Annotated in this window: 12 protein-coding genes; 11 read left to right on the top strand and 1 reads right to left on the bottom strand. The window is 68.6% G+C overall.

The annotated features are described in order from the left end of the window. Positions 1–8 precede the first annotated feature (8 nt). The 3 genes from J4Z35_RS13340 (at position 9) to J4Z35_RS13330 (ending at position 4,208) form a co-directional block, all read left to right on the top strand. Positions 9–788, top strand: a complete 780-nt coding sequence (locus J4Z35_RS13340; protein WP_062257725.1) for an electron transfer flavoprotein subunit beta/FixA family protein — start codon at positions 9–11, stop codon at positions 786–788. 37 nt (positions 789–825) lie between these two features. Beyond that, on the top strand, positions 826–1,782 hold the full coding sequence (locus J4Z35_RS13335) for an electron transfer flavoprotein subunit alpha/FixB family protein (RefSeq protein ID WP_074040761.1): 957 nt from the start codon (positions 826–828) through the stop codon (positions 1,780–1,782). 1,205 nt (positions 1,783–2,987) lie between these two features. Beyond that, the gene (locus J4Z35_RS13330; protein ID WP_074040762.1) at positions 2,988–4,208 is read left to right on the top strand and encodes an MFS transporter; all 1,221 of its coding nucleotides are present in this window, start codon (positions 2,988–2,990) and stop codon (positions 4,206–4,208) included. Between the two features lie 13 nt (positions 4,209–4,221). Here the strand turns inward: J4Z35_RS13330 and J4Z35_RS13325 are convergent, their stop codons facing one another. Then, positions 4,222–5,226: a GNAT family N-acetyltransferase gene (locus J4Z35_RS13325; protein WP_074040763.1), complete on the bottom strand. Its 1,005-nt coding sequence runs from the start codon at positions 5,224–5,226 to the stop codon at positions 4,222–4,224. A 136-nt stretch (positions 5,227–5,362) separates the two neighbouring features. Between J4Z35_RS13325 and J4Z35_RS13320 the strand changes: the two genes are divergently transcribed. The 8 genes from J4Z35_RS13320 (at position 5,363) to gatB (ending at position 14,848) form a co-directional block, all read left to right on the top strand. Continuing rightward, positions 5,363–6,571: a cysteine desulfurase family protein gene (locus J4Z35_RS13320; RefSeq protein WP_074040764.1), complete on the top strand. Its 1,209-nt coding sequence runs from the start codon at positions 5,363–5,365 to the stop codon at positions 6,569–6,571. Beyond that, a complete protein-coding gene (gene mnmA / locus J4Z35_RS13315) occupies positions 6,571–7,725 on the top strand; it encodes a tRNA 2-thiouridine(34) synthase MnmA (protein WP_074040777.1) in 1,155 nt (384 codons plus the stop codon). Before J4Z35_RS13320 ends, mnmA begins: the two co-directional genes overlap by 1 nt. A gap of 7 nt (positions 7,726–7,732) precedes the next feature. Then, positions 7,733–8,761, top strand: coding sequence for a methionine synthase (locus tag J4Z35_RS13310; protein ID WP_074040765.1), 1,029 nt, complete (start codon positions 7,733–7,735; stop codon positions 8,759–8,761). Between the two features lie 184 nt (positions 8,762–8,945). Beyond that, entirely contained in the window at positions 8,946–11,210 is a 2,265-nt protein-coding gene (gene ligA, locus J4Z35_RS13305) for an NAD-dependent DNA ligase LigA (protein WP_243755097.1), read from the top strand. Further along, complete coding sequence (locus J4Z35_RS13300) at positions 11,203–11,439, top strand: glutaredoxin domain-containing protein (protein WP_006945997.1); 237 nt, start codon at positions 11,203–11,205, stop codon at positions 11,437–11,439. The genes ligA and J4Z35_RS13300 overlap by 8 nt, the downstream gene beginning before the upstream one ends. A gap of 47 nt (positions 11,440–11,486) precedes the next feature. Then, complete coding sequence (gatC, locus tag J4Z35_RS13295; RefSeq protein ID WP_006946031.1) at positions 11,487–11,783, top strand: Asp-tRNA(Asn)/Glu-tRNA(Gln) amidotransferase subunit GatC; 297 nt, start codon at positions 11,487–11,489, stop codon at positions 11,781–11,783. Between the two features lie 3 nt (positions 11,784–11,786). Further along, positions 11,787–13,337 carry an Asp-tRNA(Asn)/Glu-tRNA(Gln) amidotransferase subunit GatA gene (gene gatA / locus J4Z35_RS13290; RefSeq protein ID WP_074040767.1) on the top strand — a complete coding sequence of 517 codons (1,551 nt, stop codon included), beginning with the start codon at positions 11,787–11,789 and terminating at the stop codon, positions 13,335–13,337. Further along, a complete protein-coding gene (gene gatB / locus J4Z35_RS13285; RefSeq protein WP_006945911.1) occupies positions 13,337–14,848 on the top strand; it encodes an Asp-tRNA(Asn)/Glu-tRNA(Gln) amidotransferase subunit GatB in 1,512 nt (503 codons plus the stop codon). Before gatA ends, gatB begins: the two co-directional genes overlap by 1 nt. Positions 14,849–14,853 lie beyond the last annotated feature (5 nt).

Genomic DNA, 14,853 nt, shown 5'->3' with positions numbered 1-14,853 from the left:
GTAGACGCATGAACATCGTCGTCTGTGTCAAGCACGTGCCCGACGCCCAGGGCGAGCGCGGCTTCTCCGAGGACAACACCACCGACCGCGAGAACGTCGACGGCCTCCTGTCGGAGCTCGACGAGTACGCGGTCGAAGAAGCACTCAAGATCGTCGAGTCCGAAGGCGGCGAGGTGACGGCGCTGACCGTCGGCCCCGCCGACGCAGCCGAAGCAGTCAAGAAGGCGCTGCAGATGGGCGCCGATAAGGGCATCCACATCAGCGACGACGCCATCGCCGGCTCCGACGCCCTCGCGACGTCGCTCGTCATCGCCGAGGCCGTCAAGAAGGTCGGCCAGCCCGACATCGTGATGTTCGGTCTCGCCTCGACCGACGGCGGCATGAGTGTCATCCCGGCCATGGTCGCCGAGCGCCTCGGCCTGCCGCAGCTCACGCAGGTCTCGACCCTCGAGGTCTCCGGCGCTCAGGCGACGGGTCGTCGTGACTCCGACGTCGCCTCCGAGACGGTCGTCGCGTCGCTGCCGGCAGTCGTGTCGGTGACCGACCAGATCAACGAGCCGCGCTACCCGTCCTTCAAGGGCATCATGGCGGCCAAGAAGAAGCCGGTCGAGGAGATGAGCCTCGCCGACCTCGGTGTCGACGCCGGCCAGGTCGGTCTCGACGCCGCGGCCACCAAGGTGCTCGACACGACGAAGCGCCCCCCGCGCGAGCAGGGCGAGATCGTCACCGACGAGGGCGACGGCGGCACGAAGCTCGTCGAATTCCTCTCCGGCGCCAAGCTCATCTGATCGCCACCGACACTTTCTGACTGAGGAGAAACACACCATGGCTGAAGTTCTCGTCCTGGTCGACCACGTCGATGGCCAGGTCCGCAAGGTCACCGCTGAGTTGCTGACGCTCGCGCGCAGCCTCGGCACGCCGTCGGCCGTCTTCGTCGGTTCGAACGTCGACGCCGCACGCCCGCGTCTCGCGCAGTTCGGCGCCGAGAAGGTCTACGTCATCGACTCCGCCGAGGTCGACGGTCACCCGGCCCCGCTCGCCGAGGCGCTCGCCGCCGTCGTCGAGCAGGCCTCGCCGGCCGCCGTCCTGCTGCCCTCGTCGGGCACGAACAACGAGGCCGCGGCGCGCCTCGCCGTCAAGACCAACTCGGGTCTGACGACGGACGCCGTCAACGTCGAGGCCGGCGACGGTGGTGCGCCGGTGACGACGCAGTCCGTGTTCGCCGGTTCCTGGACGCTCAAGGCACAGGCCACGACGCCGATGTCGATCATCACGGTGAAGCCGAACTCGGCGACGCCGCAGGCGTCGCAGTCGCAGGCTGCTCCGGTCGCCGTCACCGTGTCTGTCTCGGACGCGGCGAAGAGCGCCCAGATCACCGACCGCAAGGAGAAGCAGAAGTCGGGTCGTCCCGAGCTCAGCGAGGCGCGCATCGTCGTCTCCGGTGGTCGCGGCACGAACGGTGACTTCTCGCCCGTCGAGGCGTTCGCCGACTCGCTCGGTGCGGCTGTCGGTGCCTCGCGCGCCGCCGTCGACGCTGGCTGGTACCCGCACACCAACCAGGTCGGCCAGACGGGCAAGCAGGTCTCGCCGCAGCTGTACGTCGCCGCCGGCATCTCCGGTGCCATCCAGCACCGCGCCGGTATGCAGACGTCCAAGACGATCGTCGCCGTCAACAAGGACGAGGAGGCGCCGATCTTCGAGCTCGTCGACTTCGGCGTCGTCGGCGACCTGTTCAACGTGCTGCCGCAGGCCACCGAGGCCGTCGCGAAGGCCAAGAACTGACCTGACGCACCTCTCACGCCTCGAAGGCGCCCGGCTTCCCATCAGGGAGGCCGGGCGCCTTCGTCAGACCAACCGTTGCCCGCGAGCCGTTTGGTCCGTCCTGGGCCGCCGGTGCGGCATCATCCGGTGGGTTGCTGATCGCTGTTGGGACATGATCCACCCTCGTCGCCGGGGGAGTACTCGCTGGTCGTCGCTGCACCTTCCAGAACGCGAGGCGCCTGATCGTCGACACGTGCGACACCGGGGGCGTCGAGCGTTGACTCATCCTTGCCGGGGTCTGCCTCGCGCGGCGGGGGTCCGACGATCAGCGAACCGTGCTTCGCTGCCGACCGCGAGTACTGGCTGCCTCATAAAGCGAACTTTGAAAAGTTCTACGAGTATATTCAAGGAAGTCAAGCCTCCCAGAGTTGACATTGTGTAAACTCTGGGAGAGCACCATACAACCGATTGAAATGCAGTCCATCGAGTCCGCGCCGACTGTCGACGCGCTGAAGGGCACCCGAGTAAGACCTGTTTCTCAGTGATCAGCTCGCTTCTGATCCAGACCGAGTCGGATCACTGATTTGGAGCGGTGGGGCTCGCGTCGTGGGGTGGGGTGCCCATGTGGGACTACTGGGGCAGTTCCGAGGGGCTGCCGGCTTCTGGTTGGAAAATACATGTTTCGAGGATCAGAGTGAAGAGAAGATTGTCTGCTCTCTACTTCCGGCAATCCCACCGATCGTTGGCCGGCTCGAGGATGATGTTTTGGACGCCTGTACGCGCCACGTCTCGCGTCGCTTGACTATGTTGAATGTGAGTCAAGACTCACTCCCATCTATCGCTCAGGCAGATGCGCGCAGTCCTCATCTCGTCGAGGGAGCTGCTGGCCTCCTTCTTGCCGCCAAAGCTCTTGAGGTGGGCGGGCGCCGCGTGAGTCACGGTCTGGATATGTTCCGAAATCGTCTTTCTCGACCCGTTTACAGTCACAGTCTCGGGTGGCACGCCGGCTTGGCGGGTTTGCTGAGAACTCTCGATGCGTCGAGCGCGCAGGCGTGGCTCGCCGCCAACCGCGCGCAGCTGGGCCGCCGCTTGGATTTGGGAACGTCCTCCCCTGCGCATACGGCTCGCGGAGTATGGGGGGCTGAGCATGGGCTTGGCGCCCTCGACCTGTCGCTGAGAAGACTGTCGATCGATGTCTGCAAAAGTGTCCTCGGGGAAGCTGTTCTATGACGATTACCAAAGGTCGGTCTGCTTTTTCCCTGTGGTTCGCGGGCGAGACCGTGTCGCAGCTGGGCACGTCTTTGGCGATGCTTGGCTGGACGCTCCTCGCCTACTCCGTGACGCACGACGTCAGGGCCGCGGCGCTGGTGGGTGCATTGCGCACCGCCACTCAGATCGTCACCGTGCTACCGGGCGGGCTGATCTCGGATCGCCTTGACCGTCGCAGCCTGCTCCTCCTCGACGCCGGGGTAGAGGTGCTCCTCTACGGCGTGCTCGCTGCCTTCATCGTCACCGACGTGCTGAGTCTCGGGCTGCTCGCAGCGCTGGCCGTCATCCAAGGCGCGTGCAGTGGGGCACTGGGCTCGGTGCGCCACACCGTTCTGCCTGACCTCGTCGAGGAGGATGAATTAGGAGAGGCCGTCGCGCGCATGCAGACGAGGGACGCGGTGATCGCCACCCTCGGCCCGCCCCTCGGTGGTGTGCTCTACGGCATCGCGCCGGTAGTGCCGTTCATGTCCAACGTGGTGCTCTCGGCAATGGAGTGGGCATTCACGACGCGCTTGCCGCGCCGCCTCGGCACACTCGACCGCGAGCGGCCCACCGAGCCTCTGCATGCCGCGCTGTTCGCAGGGTTCGGGTGGCTGCGTCGTTCGCGCGCGGCCCAGACGCTCCTGCTACTCGGGCTCATCGGGAACTGCGCGGTCATCTCACTCGCCATCGGGCTCAACCTGCACCTGCAGGCAACGGGTCAGGGCGCCTGGCGTGTGGGTGTGGTGGACGGCGTCGCTGGAATCGGCCTCGTGCTGGGCGGGATGCTCGCCCACCGGGTCATGGGACGCTGGCCAGCTCGTGAACTCATAGCAGGAGCCATGCTCACCATGGCGGTGATCGCCAGCGTTCTCGCCGTCACGCATAGTTTCAGGTGGATGGTGGGTCTCGCACTCTTTCTCTTCATGCCCGTGCCCACCGTCGCTGTGGCGGCGCAGCCCTACCTGCTCGGCCTCATTCCGGACGAGCTGCGGGGACGCGTGCTGACGGCCGCGGGCCTCGCTTCTCTCGTGTTCAGCTCCAGCGCGCAAGCATTGTCCGGTCTGGTGCTCGACTGGGCAGGCTTCGAGGCGCTCGCCGGGGGCGTGGCCGTCCTGTTGTTGCTCGCGGCAGCCGTTGGGACGTTCTCAGATGCCGTACGCAACATCCCGGCACCCGATGCTGAGAGCGCAGGGTGATGTCGGGGCGGCGTCACCAGCCGGGCCACCCCGCCGGCGTGAGCCATAGGTGAGCCCCGACTGTCTCGCGGCCGACGCGCAACGCGTTGTGCAGTGACGGTGTGTTGTCGGGGTGGATGGTGCCCCACAGCACGTCGCCGTCGGCGGCCGGCAGCATCTCGAAGAGGTGCTGCATCGCAGCGGGGGCGAGCTTTTGGCCGCGGTGCGGCGCGTCGATGACGTTCTCGGCGACGGTGAATCCCGTCATGCCATGGGCGTTCCAGCGAAAGGCGGCGATGATCCCGACGAGTCGGCCGGCGAGGTGGATGCCGAAGAGCGTTCCCGCCGCGGCGTGTTCGTCGAATTCCTCCGGGGTCTGGGGCGTGGACCACAGACGCGTCTCGGGGTTCTGTTCCGCCAGATCGTCGTGGACCCGCTCCGCGAGCCGCCACGCGCCCGATGCCGAGATGGGCGCGAGGGTCACGTCGTCGAACCTCGTGCTCCGAGGACGCTCTCGCAACTCGCGAATGAGACCGGCCACGAGGTAGGTGTCCACCTCTGTCTGAAACCCGAAGGCTTCAAGGGAAACGCGCGCCGAGTCCGGCGACGACGTGAAGACCTGGAGCCTCCCGGGCGCGAACGGGGCGTAGGCCCGCGCGATCTCGTCGGCCATGGCGTGCCAGTGATCGCCCGACGACGCGTCGCCGACGTCGTGCGCCGCGATCTCCACGAACGGCTTGGTGAGGTCGCGACCTCGAAACCGGATCCCGGTGACGGCCCAGCCACCGCAGGGCAGGGTGAGGAGGCGATTGGCCCAGTCGACGGCATCGGGCACGTCGATGACGGCGACGCCGTCGCGGTAGGCGGCGCCGAACTCCTCGTCTCCGACCCACTCGGCACCTTCGGCGAGGTGGGCCCGCATGTTCGTGGCCAGCGTCGGTTCGTCGTACCAGTCGCGCAATCGGGGGTGGACGTCGCGCAGGGCAGCGGTCGTGATGGCGTCGTGGAGGCCGACTGAGGATTCAGGTGAGGTGGTCATCGCCGTCAGTGTGACCCGTGAGGTCCGCCGCATGCATCCGAATTTCCAGGGACCACACCGGGCCTGCGCGCCAGGCGTTCACCAGGCTCATCGGGCGCGACATGGCGCTGTCGGCGGGCGGGACTAAGCTTGGCGGGTGCCGAATCGCGTGTATCTCGACCATGCTGCCACCTCGCCGATCCACCCCGAGGTGATCGACGCGATGGCGAAACAGATGGCAATCGTGGGCAATGCGTCCAGCCTGCATACGAGTGGCCGCAATGCGCGCGGCGTCGTCGAGGAGTCGCGCGAGCGGATCGCAGCGGCTCTGGGGGCGCGTCCGTCGGAGGTCATCTTCACCTCCGGCGGCACCGAGAGCGACAACATGGCCATCAAGGGCACCTACCGCGCGACGCGCCGCATCGATGACGCGCGGCGCCGGCTCGTCGTCAGTGGCATCGAGCACCACGCCGTCCTCGACGCCGTCGAGGCGCTCGTCGCGCACGAGGGTGCGGCCGTCACCTGGGTCGAACCCACGAGCGACGGTGTCATCACGGCAGCAGCCGTCCGTGCCGCGATCGAGGCTGACGGTGGGCCGCAGACCGTCGCGCTCGTCAGCGTCATGTGGGCGAACAACGAGGTCGGCACCGTGCAGCCCATCGCCGAGATCGGTGCCGTCTGCGCGGAGTTCGCGATCCCGTTCCACACCGACGCGGTGCAGGCGATCGGCCACGTCGACGTCGACTTCGCCGCATCGAACACGACGATGCTCGCGCTCACCGGCCACAAGCTCGGCGGGCCACAAGGCGTCGGAGCGCTGCTGCTCGCCCGCGACGCGAAGCTCGACCCGCTGACCCACGGCGGCGGCCAGGAGCGTCAGGTGCGTAGCGGAACGCTCGACGTCGCCGGCATCCGGGGCTTGGCCATCGCCGTCGAACTCGCCTGTGCCGCACGCGAAGATGAGGCCGCGCGTCTCGTCGGCCTGCGTGACGCCCTCATCGACGGCGCCCTCGCGCTCGACCTCGGTATCGAGATCAGCGGCGCCTGGACGCGCGGCGACAGCACGTCACGGCTCCCCGGCAACGCCCACCTGCGTGTTCCCGGTTGTGACGGCGACTCGATGCTCTACCTGCTCGACGCCGCGGGCGTCGAGTGCTCGACGGGCTCGGCGTGCCAGGCCGGCGTGCCGCGTCCCAGCCACGTCCTGCTCGCCATGGGCATCCCCGAGGAACGAGCGCGCGGCGCATTGCGCCTCACCCTCGGGCATACCTCGACGCAGGCCGACGTTGACGCCTTTCTGGAGGCGCTGCCGGCCGTCGCCGAACGCGCCCGCAGAGCCCAGGAAGCTACCAGGAAGGTGTCGTGATGCGCGTCGTCGCCGCGATGAGCGGTGGAGTCGATTCCGCCGTGGCCGCCTTGCGCATGCTCGAGGCGGGCCACGACGTCGTCGGGGTCCACCTCGCGTTGTCCCAGTCCGCTGCCACGCTGCGCGAGAGCGCTCGCGGCTGCTGCACGATCGAGGACGCCGGTGACGCGCGCCGCGTCGCTGATCGCCTCGGCATCCCGTTCTACGTGTGGGACATGGCCGAGCGGTTCAAGGCCGATGTCGTCGAGGATTTCGTCGCCGAGTACGAAGCCGGACGTACCCCCAACCCGTGTCTGCGCTGCAACGAGAAGATCAAGTTCGCGGCGCTGCTCGACAAGGCGCTCGCGCTCGGTTTCGACGCCGTCGCGACCGGTCACTATGCGCAGATCGTCGAGGGCCCGAACGGCAAGGAGCTGCATCGGGCCGTCGACATGGCGAAGGACCAGTCGTACGTCCTCGGGGTGCTCGACGCCGAGCAGCTCGCGCACTCGTTCTTCCCGCTCGGCGACACGACGAAGCCGCAGATTCGTGAGGAGGCCGCGGCCAAAGGCTTCTACGTGGCGAACAAGCCCGACAGCCACGACATCTGCTTCATCGCCGACGGCGACACCAAGGCGTGGCTGACGAAGCGGCTCGGTGAGAAGCCCGGCGACATCGTCGACACCGACGGTGAGGTCGTCGGCCGGCACGAGGGCGCCTACGCGTACACCGTCGGTCAGCGTCGCGGGCTCGGACTCAAGGTGCCGCGCGACGACCACGCGAAGCGGTACGTCGTCGACGTCCAGCCGAAGACGAACACCGTCGTCGTCGGAACGGCCGATCTGCTCGGCGTCGACGTCATCGAAGGCTCGCACGCCCGCTGGCCCGGCCCGTCGCCCGTCGGTGAGGTGCGGCTCGGCGCGCAGCTTCGGGCGCACGGCGAGGAGTTTCCTGCGACCGTGACCGCTGACGATGACCGCGTCGTCGTGCGGCTCGACGCGCGCACACGCGGCGTGGCGCCGGGGCAGTCGGTCGTGCTGTACGAGGGCACGCGCGTCGTCGGGTCGGCGACGATCACCGCGACGTCACGTGCGCCGCGTCAGTCGAGTTCTGTTGTTACGGTGGGAGATTCGACGACAAGCTCTGACGGTTCCCCGAGCGTCGGGGGCGAGTGAGTAGGCCGTGGCAGATCTTCTCGGGCCTCGCACGAGCGGCGTCGGTTCGCTGCCCGACGTCGGGTCGCGCGACGCCGTGCGGCAGGTGCGCGACCTGCTCGTCGGGGATGTTCCCGACGGCTTCGGCATCCCGTACGTTCCCGAGCAACCGGCGCGTGGGCCGGGCGCCGACATGATCGGCCGAGCTGCCGACCTGCTCGTCGAGATGCCGGTCGACCTGCAGCCTAGTGGCTGGCGCCTCACGCCCCCGGGCTCGGCTCGCGGGCGCGACCTGCGCCGCGCTCAAGGGTTCTTGCAACAGGATCTCGACGAGGTCGCCGAGGCCTACGACGGCTATGTCGGACCGCTCAAGACGCAGGTGTGCGGTCCGTGGACGCTGGCCGCGTCGCTGTGGTTGCCCCGCGGGGAACGCGTCGTCAGCGACGCCGGGGCGTCGCGAGATCTGGCACAGTCGCTGGCCGCGGGCGCCGTCGGCCACGTCGAGCACCTGCGACGTCTCGTGCCCGGCGCCGATGTCGTCGTCCAGCTCGACGAACCGAGCCTGCCCGCCGTGCTCGCCGGCTCGATTCGCTCGCTGTCCGGCATGCGCCGGCTGCATCCCGTCGACGAGGGGCGGGCCGGTGAGGTTCTGCGCGACGTCGTCGACGCGGTCAGGGCGAGCGGGGCGAGCGTGACGGCGCACTGCTGCGCGCCCGACGCGCCGATCGCGCTCCTGCGTCGCGCGGGCCTCGACGGTGTCGCGCTCGACACGACGCTCGTCGCCGAGCCCCAGTTCGACGCCCTGGGTGAGGCGATCGACGGCGGGATGACGCTGTGGGCCGGGCTCGTGCCAACCACGTCGACCGAGCGTCACCCGCGCGCCCACGTCGAGCGGTTTCTCGCGATGTGGAACCGCATCGGATTCGGGGCTGCGGAGTTCGACCGCCTCGTCGTCACCCCCGCGTGTGGTCTGGCGACGCTGCCGCCCAAGGACGCCCTTCGCATTCAGCGCCTCGCGATCGAAGCGGCCACGATGCTGCGAGAAAGCGTCGGCTGACGTCGTCGACGCATCTGGTGCCATAGCTCGTCCTGGCGACGAGAGCGTCGAACCTGACGCAAGCAGCACACCCGCCTCGCGTGGCCTCAGCCGCGGAATTCCGGGGTTGTCGTGCCGGTGGTGCAGGATGGAGCACGTGAGCGAGACGACGCCCAGGAAGGGCCGCCAGGCGAAGGCGGACACGCTGCGCACCGACGTACCCGACGCGGTGCGCCACCGCGCTGCGGAACTGACCGAGCAGATCGACGGCCACCAGTTCGCGTACTACGTGAAGGATGCGCCGACGATCAGCGACGGCGAGTACGACGAGTTGTTGCGCGAACTGCAGGGCATCGAGGAGAGCTACCCCGAGCTGCGTTCGCCGGAGTCGCCGACGCAGCGAGTGGGGGGCACGTACTCGACGGAGTTCACGGCCGTCGACCACGTCGAGCGCATGCTGAGCCTCGACAACGCGTTCAGCCCGGAGGAACTCGCGGAATGGGGCGACCGCGTCGTGCGCGAGGCCAACACGAGCTTCCACTACCTGTGCGAGCTGAAGATCGACGGGCTCGCCATCAACCTGCTCTACGAGAACGGCAAGCTCGTGCGCGGCGTGACGCGCGGCGACGGGCGCACGGGCGAGGACGTCACGCTCAACGTCCGCACGATCCAGGGCATCCCGCTCGAACTGCACGGCGACGACCTACCTCAGCTCGTCGAGATCCGCGGTGAGGTGTTCTTCCCGGTCAAGGAGTTCGAGGCGTTCAACGCCTCGCTCGTCGAAGAAGGCAAGTCGCCGTTCGCCAACCCGCGCAACGCGGCGGCGGGCTCGCTGCGACAGAAGGACCCGGCGAAGACGGCCAAGCGGCCGCTGCGGATGCTGGTCCACGGCATCGGCGCGCGCACCGGGTTCGACATCACCCGCCAGAGCGAGGCCTATGAACTGCTCGCCGACTGGGGGCTGCCGACGTCGCCCTACGCCAAGGTCCTCGACACGATGGACGAGGTGCAAAAGTTCGTCGCCCACTACGGGGAGCACCGGCACTCCGTCACGCACGAGATCGACGGCGTCGTCGTCAAGGTCGACGAGATCGCGGTGCAGCGCGCCCTCGGCGCGACGTCACGCGCGCCCCGCTGGGCCATCGCCTACAAGTACCCGCCCGAAGAGGTCAACACGAAGCTGCTCGACATCGAGGTCAACGTCGGACGTACCGGCCGCGTCACCCCGTTCGGCATGATGCAGCCCGTCAAGGTCGCCGGCTCGACGGTGTCGATGGCGACGCTGCACAACGCGTTCGAGGTAAAGCGCAAGGGCGTGCTGATCGGCGACACCGTGGTGCTGCGCAAGGCGGGCGACGTCATCCCAGAGATCGTCGGGCCCGTCGTCGAGGCGCGCACGGGCGACGAGCGGGAGTTCGTCATGCCGACGCACTGCCCGGCCTGCGGCACTGAGCTCGCCTACGAACGTGAGGGCAACAAGGACATCCGCTGCCCGAACGGCCGCACCTGTCCCTCCCAGTTGCGTGAACGCCTGTTCTCGCTCGCGAGCCGTGGCGCCTTCGACATCGAGGCCCTCGGCTGGGAGGGCGCCATCTCGCTGCTCGAATCGGGGGTGCTGACGGACGAATCCACCCTGTTCGACCTCACCTACGACGACCTCGCCCGGGTGCCCCTCTACACGCGCGTCGCGAAAAAGAGCGACCCGGAGGCCAAGGTGCGCGACGGACGCATCGTCTCGGCGACGGGGGAGAAACTGCTCGCCAACCTCGAAGTCGCCAAGACGCAACCGTTGTGGCGCGTCATCGTCGCCCTGTCGATCCGACACGTCGGCCCGACGGCGGCGCGCGCGCTCGCGACCCAGTTCGGTTCGATCGACGCACTCCGTGACGCCGACGAGGCGACGCTCGCCGCGACCGACGGCGTCGGCGCCGTCATCGCCCACTCGATCAAGGAGTGGTTCGCCGTCGACTGGCACGAGAACATCGTCGCCGGGTGGGCCGCGAGCGGCGTGCGCATGGAGGACGAACGCGACGAGTCGATAGAGCAGACCCTCGCCGGTCTGACGATCGTCGCGACCGGTTCGCTCGAGAACTTCACGCGTGACGGCGTCAAGGAGGCGATCATCGCGCGCGGCGGCAAGGCATCCGGCAGCGTGAGCAAGAAGACCGACTACGTCGTGCTCGGCGAGAACGCGGGGTCGAAGGCGACGAAGGCCGAGGAGCTGGGTCTGCGCATCCTCGACGAGGCCCAGTTCACGCGCCTGCTCGAGGGCGGCGCGGCCGCTCTCGGTGACGGAGTGGGCGACGACGAAGGCGCAGCGGGTGACGAAGTGTCCGAGCTTGCCGTCGACGACGCGCTCGAAGAAGCTCACGCTCCGGTCGATCCGGAGCCCGCCGCCACGGACGATGAAACCACGGACGGTGGAACCGCACCGGCCGACACCACGACGAAGGAACCTGACGATGAGTGACGTGACGATCTACTGGCGGCCGGGTTGCCCGTTCTGCACCCGCCTCGAGCGCGCGCTGGGCGCCGACGGCACGCGCGCGACGTGGCGCAACATCTGGGAGGACGAGGAGGCTCGCGAGTTCGTCGCGATGGTCAATGACGGCAACGAGGTCGTGCCCACCGTCGTCATCGACGGCCGTCCCCACACCAACCCCGACCCGGCCCTGGTCAAGAAGGCGCTCGTGGGCTGAGTGCCCACCCGAGCACGCCGATCCACACACCACATAGGATGACGCCCATGTCTTCTCTCTCCCGCGATGAGGTGGCGCACGTCGCCGGCCTGGCCCGCATCCAGCTCTCGGACGACGAACTGGAGACGTTCGCCGGCCAGCTCGACTCGATCGTCGGCTTCGTGGCCAGCGTCAGCGAGGTCGCGGCCGATGACATCCCGCCGATGTCGCACCCGCTGCCCCTGACGAACGTGACGCGTGCTGACGAGGTGCGAGCGTCGTTGAGCGCCGAGGAGGCGCTCGCGATGGCCCCGGCGAGCGAGCAGCAGCGCTTCGCGGTGCCGCGCATCCTCAGCGAGGACTGATCCATGAGTGCTGACACGACCGACGAGACGAGCAAGGGTTCGACCGTGACCGACATCATCCGCCTCAGCGCCGCCGAGATGGCGAGCAAGCTCGCCAACGGCAGCCTCACCTCCGTCGAGCTGACGCAGGCCCACCTCGACCGCATCGCGGCGGTCGACGGTGACGTCCACGCCTTCCTCCGCGTCAACGCCGAGGAGGCGCTCGCCACGGCCGCGCAGGTCGACGCCGACCGCGCCGCCGGCAAGACGCTGCACCCCCTCGCCGGTGTCCCCGTCGCCGTCAAGGACGTCGTGACGACGAAGGGCCAGCCGACGACGGCCGGTTCGAAGATGCTCGAGGGCTGGATCCCGCCGTACGACGCAACGATCGTCACGAAGCTGCGCGCTGCCGGCATGCCGATCCTCGGCAAGACGAACATGGACGAGTTCGCGATGGGTTCCTCGACCGAGCACAGCGCCTACGGTCCGACGCACAACCCGTGGGATCTCGAGCGCATCCCGGGCGGCTCCGGTGGCGGTTCGGCCGCCGCCGTCGCGGCTTTCGAGGCGCCCCTTGCGGTCGGCACCGACACGGGCGGCTCGATCCGTCAGCCCGCGTCCGTCACCGGCACCGTCGGCACGAAGCCGACGTACGGCGGCATCAGCCGTTACGGCCTCATCGCCATGGCGAGCTCGCTCGACCAGGCCGGCCCGTGCACCCGTTCCGTCCTCGACGCCGCGCTGCTGCACGACGTCATGGGCGGGCACGACGGGATGGACTCGACGTCGATCGACGCCCCCGTCCCGCCCGTCGTCGAGGCGGCGAAGCGCGGCGACGTCTCCGGCATGAAGATCGGCATCATCGAGCAGCTCGACGGTGAGGGTTATCAGAGCGGCGTCAAAGCGCGCTTCGACGAGGCAGTTGCGGCCCTCGTCGACGCCGGCGCTGAGGTCGTGACCGTCTCGTGCCCGAGCTTCGAACAGGCGCTCGCCGCCTACTACCTCGTCATGCCGTCGGAGGTCAGCTCCAACCTCGCGAAGTTCGACGCCATGCGCTACGGCCTGCGCGTCTCGCCCGAGGGCGTCGAGGCTCCGTCGGCCGAGCAGGTCATGGCCGCCAGCCGTGACGCGGGCTTCGGCAGCGAGGTGAAGCGACGCATCATCCTCGGTACCTATGCCCTCTCGAGCGGTTACTACGACGCCTACTACGGCCAGGCGCAGAAGGTGCGCACGCTCATCGCACGCGACTTCGCCAAGGCGTTCGAGACGGCCGACGTCCTCGTCAGTCCGACGTGCCCGACGACGGCGTTCAAGCTCGGCGAGAAGCTCGAGGACCCGATGGCGATGTACCTCAACGACGTCGCGACGATCCCCGCCAACCTCGCCGGTCTGCCCGGCATGTCGCTGCCCGCCGGTCTGTCGGACGACGGGCTTCCCGTCGGCTTCCAGATCCTCGCACCCGCGACGAAGGACGAGCGCATGTACGAGGTCGGGGCCGCGCTGGAGAAGGCACTCGAGAAGACCTGGGGCGGGCCGCTGCTCGCGAAGGCTCCGGCACTGAAGGAGAACAAGTGATGGACGCCGTCCTCGACTACGACGAGGCCCTCGCGACGTACGACCCCGTCATGGGGTTCGAGGTGCACGTCGAGCTGAACACGAACACGAAGATGTTCTGCGGCTGCGCCACCGAGTTCGGCGCCGAGCCCAACACGCAGACGTGCCCCGTCTGCCTCGGTCTGCCGGGCGCGCTGCCTGTCGTGAACGCCAAGGGCGTCGAGTCGGCCATCCGCATCGGTCTCGCGCTCAACTGCGAGATCGCCGAGTGGTGCCGCTTCGCCCGGAAGAACTACTTCTACCCGGACATGCCGAAGAACTTCCAGACGTCGCAGTACGACGAGCCGATCGCGTTCGACGGCTACCTCGACGTGGAGCTCGAGGACGGCACCCCGTGGCGCGTCGAGATCGAGCGCGCGCACATGGAGGAGGACACGGGCAAGTCGCTGCACGTCGGTGGTGCGACCGGTCGCATCCAGGGCGCCGACCACTCGCTGCTCGACTACAACCGCGCGGGCATCCCGCTCATCGAGATCGTGACGAAGCCGCTCGTCGGAGCGGGGGAGCGCGCGCCCGAGATCGCAAAGGCGTACGTCGCCGCGATCCGTGAGCTGATGCGCGCCCTCGACGTCTCGGACGCCCGCATGGAGCAGGGATCGATGCGGTGCGACGCCAACGTCTCGCTCATGCGCAAGGGCGCCGACGAGTTCGGCACCCGCACGGAGACGAAGAACGTCAACTCGTTGCGTTCCGTCGAGCGCGCGGTGCGCTACGAGATCACGCGCCAGGCCGCCATCCTCGACGACGGTGGCTCCATCCTGCAGGAGACGCGCCACTGGCACGAGGACACGGGCGTCACGACCTCCGGGCGCCCGAAGTCGGACGCCGACGACTACCGCTACTTCCCCGAGCCCGACCTCGTCCCCGTCGCGCCGAGCCGCGAATGGGTCGAGGAGCTGCGCGCGACGCTGCCCGAACCGCCCGCGGAGCGCCGCAAGCGTCTGCAGGGCGAGTGGGGTTTCTCCGACCTCGAGATGCGCGACGTCTACAACGCCGGCGCCGTCGAGACGATCGAGGAGACGATCGCTGCCGGCGCGACGCCGGCCGGTGCCCGCAAGTGGTGGACGGGCGAGATCGCCCGCCTGGCCAACAAGGCCGGCCTGCCGTTCGTCGAGTTCGCCACTGAGCGCAACGTGACGCCGGCGACGATCGCCGAGCTCGACGGACTCGTGACGTCGGGGCGCCTCAACGACTCGATGGCCCGTCAGACGCTCGAAGGCGTGCTCGCCGGCGAGGGTCAGCCGACCCAGGTGGCCGATGCCCGCGGCCTCGAACTCGTGCAGGACGACGGCGCGCTCGAGGCCGCGGTCGCCAAGGTCATCGACGCCAACCCAGACGTTGCGCAGAAGGTGCGTGACGGCAAGGTGCAGGCCGCCGGCGCGCTCATCGGCCAGGTGATGAAGGAGATGAAGGGCCAGGCCGACGCGGCCAAGGCCCGTACGATCATCCTGACCCAGCTCGGACAGGCCTGAGCGCG

The sequence above is a fragment of the Dermacoccus sp. NHGro5 genome, from assembly GCF_017565385.1.
Lineage (GTDB): Bacteria > Actinomycetota > Actinomycetes > Actinomycetales > Dermatophilaceae > Dermacoccus > Dermacoccus nishinomiyaensis.
This window is presented reverse-complemented; position numbering and strand designations above follow the sequence as displayed.

Bases quoted from the DNA above. Each gene is read 5' to 3' on its own strand.
- J4Z35_RS13340 (WP_062257725.1), top strand. From the start codon at position 9: ATGAACATCGTCGTCTGTGTCAAGCACGTGCCCGACGCCCAGGGCGAG.
- J4Z35_RS13335 (WP_074040761.1), top strand. From the start codon at position 826: ATGGCTGAAGTTCTCGTCCTGGTCGACCACGTCGATGGCCAGGTCCGC.
- J4Z35_RS13330 (WP_074040762.1), top strand. From the start codon at position 2,988: ATGACGATTACCAAAGGTCGGTCTGCTTTTTCCCTGTGGTTCGCGGGC.
- J4Z35_RS13325 (WP_074040763.1), bottom strand. From the start codon at position 5,226: ATGACCACCTCACCTGAATCCTCAGTCGGCCTCCACGACGCCATCACG.
- mnmA (WP_074040777.1), top strand. From the start codon at position 6,571: ATGCGCGTCGTCGCCGCGATGAGCGGTGGAGTCGATTCCGCCGTGGCC.
- J4Z35_RS13300 (WP_006945997.1), top strand. From the start codon at position 11,203: ATGAGTGACGTGACGATCTACTGGCGGCCGGGTTGCCCGTTCTGCACC.
- gatC (WP_006946031.1), top strand. From the start codon at position 11,487: ATGTCTTCTCTCTCCCGCGATGAGGTGGCGCACGTCGCCGGCCTGGCC.
- gatA (WP_074040767.1), top strand. From the start codon at position 11,787: ATGAGTGCTGACACGACCGACGAGACGAGCAAGGGTTCGACCGTGACC.
- gatB (WP_006945911.1), top strand. From the start codon at position 13,337: ATGGACGCCGTCCTCGACTACGACGAGGCCCTCGCGACGTACGACCCC.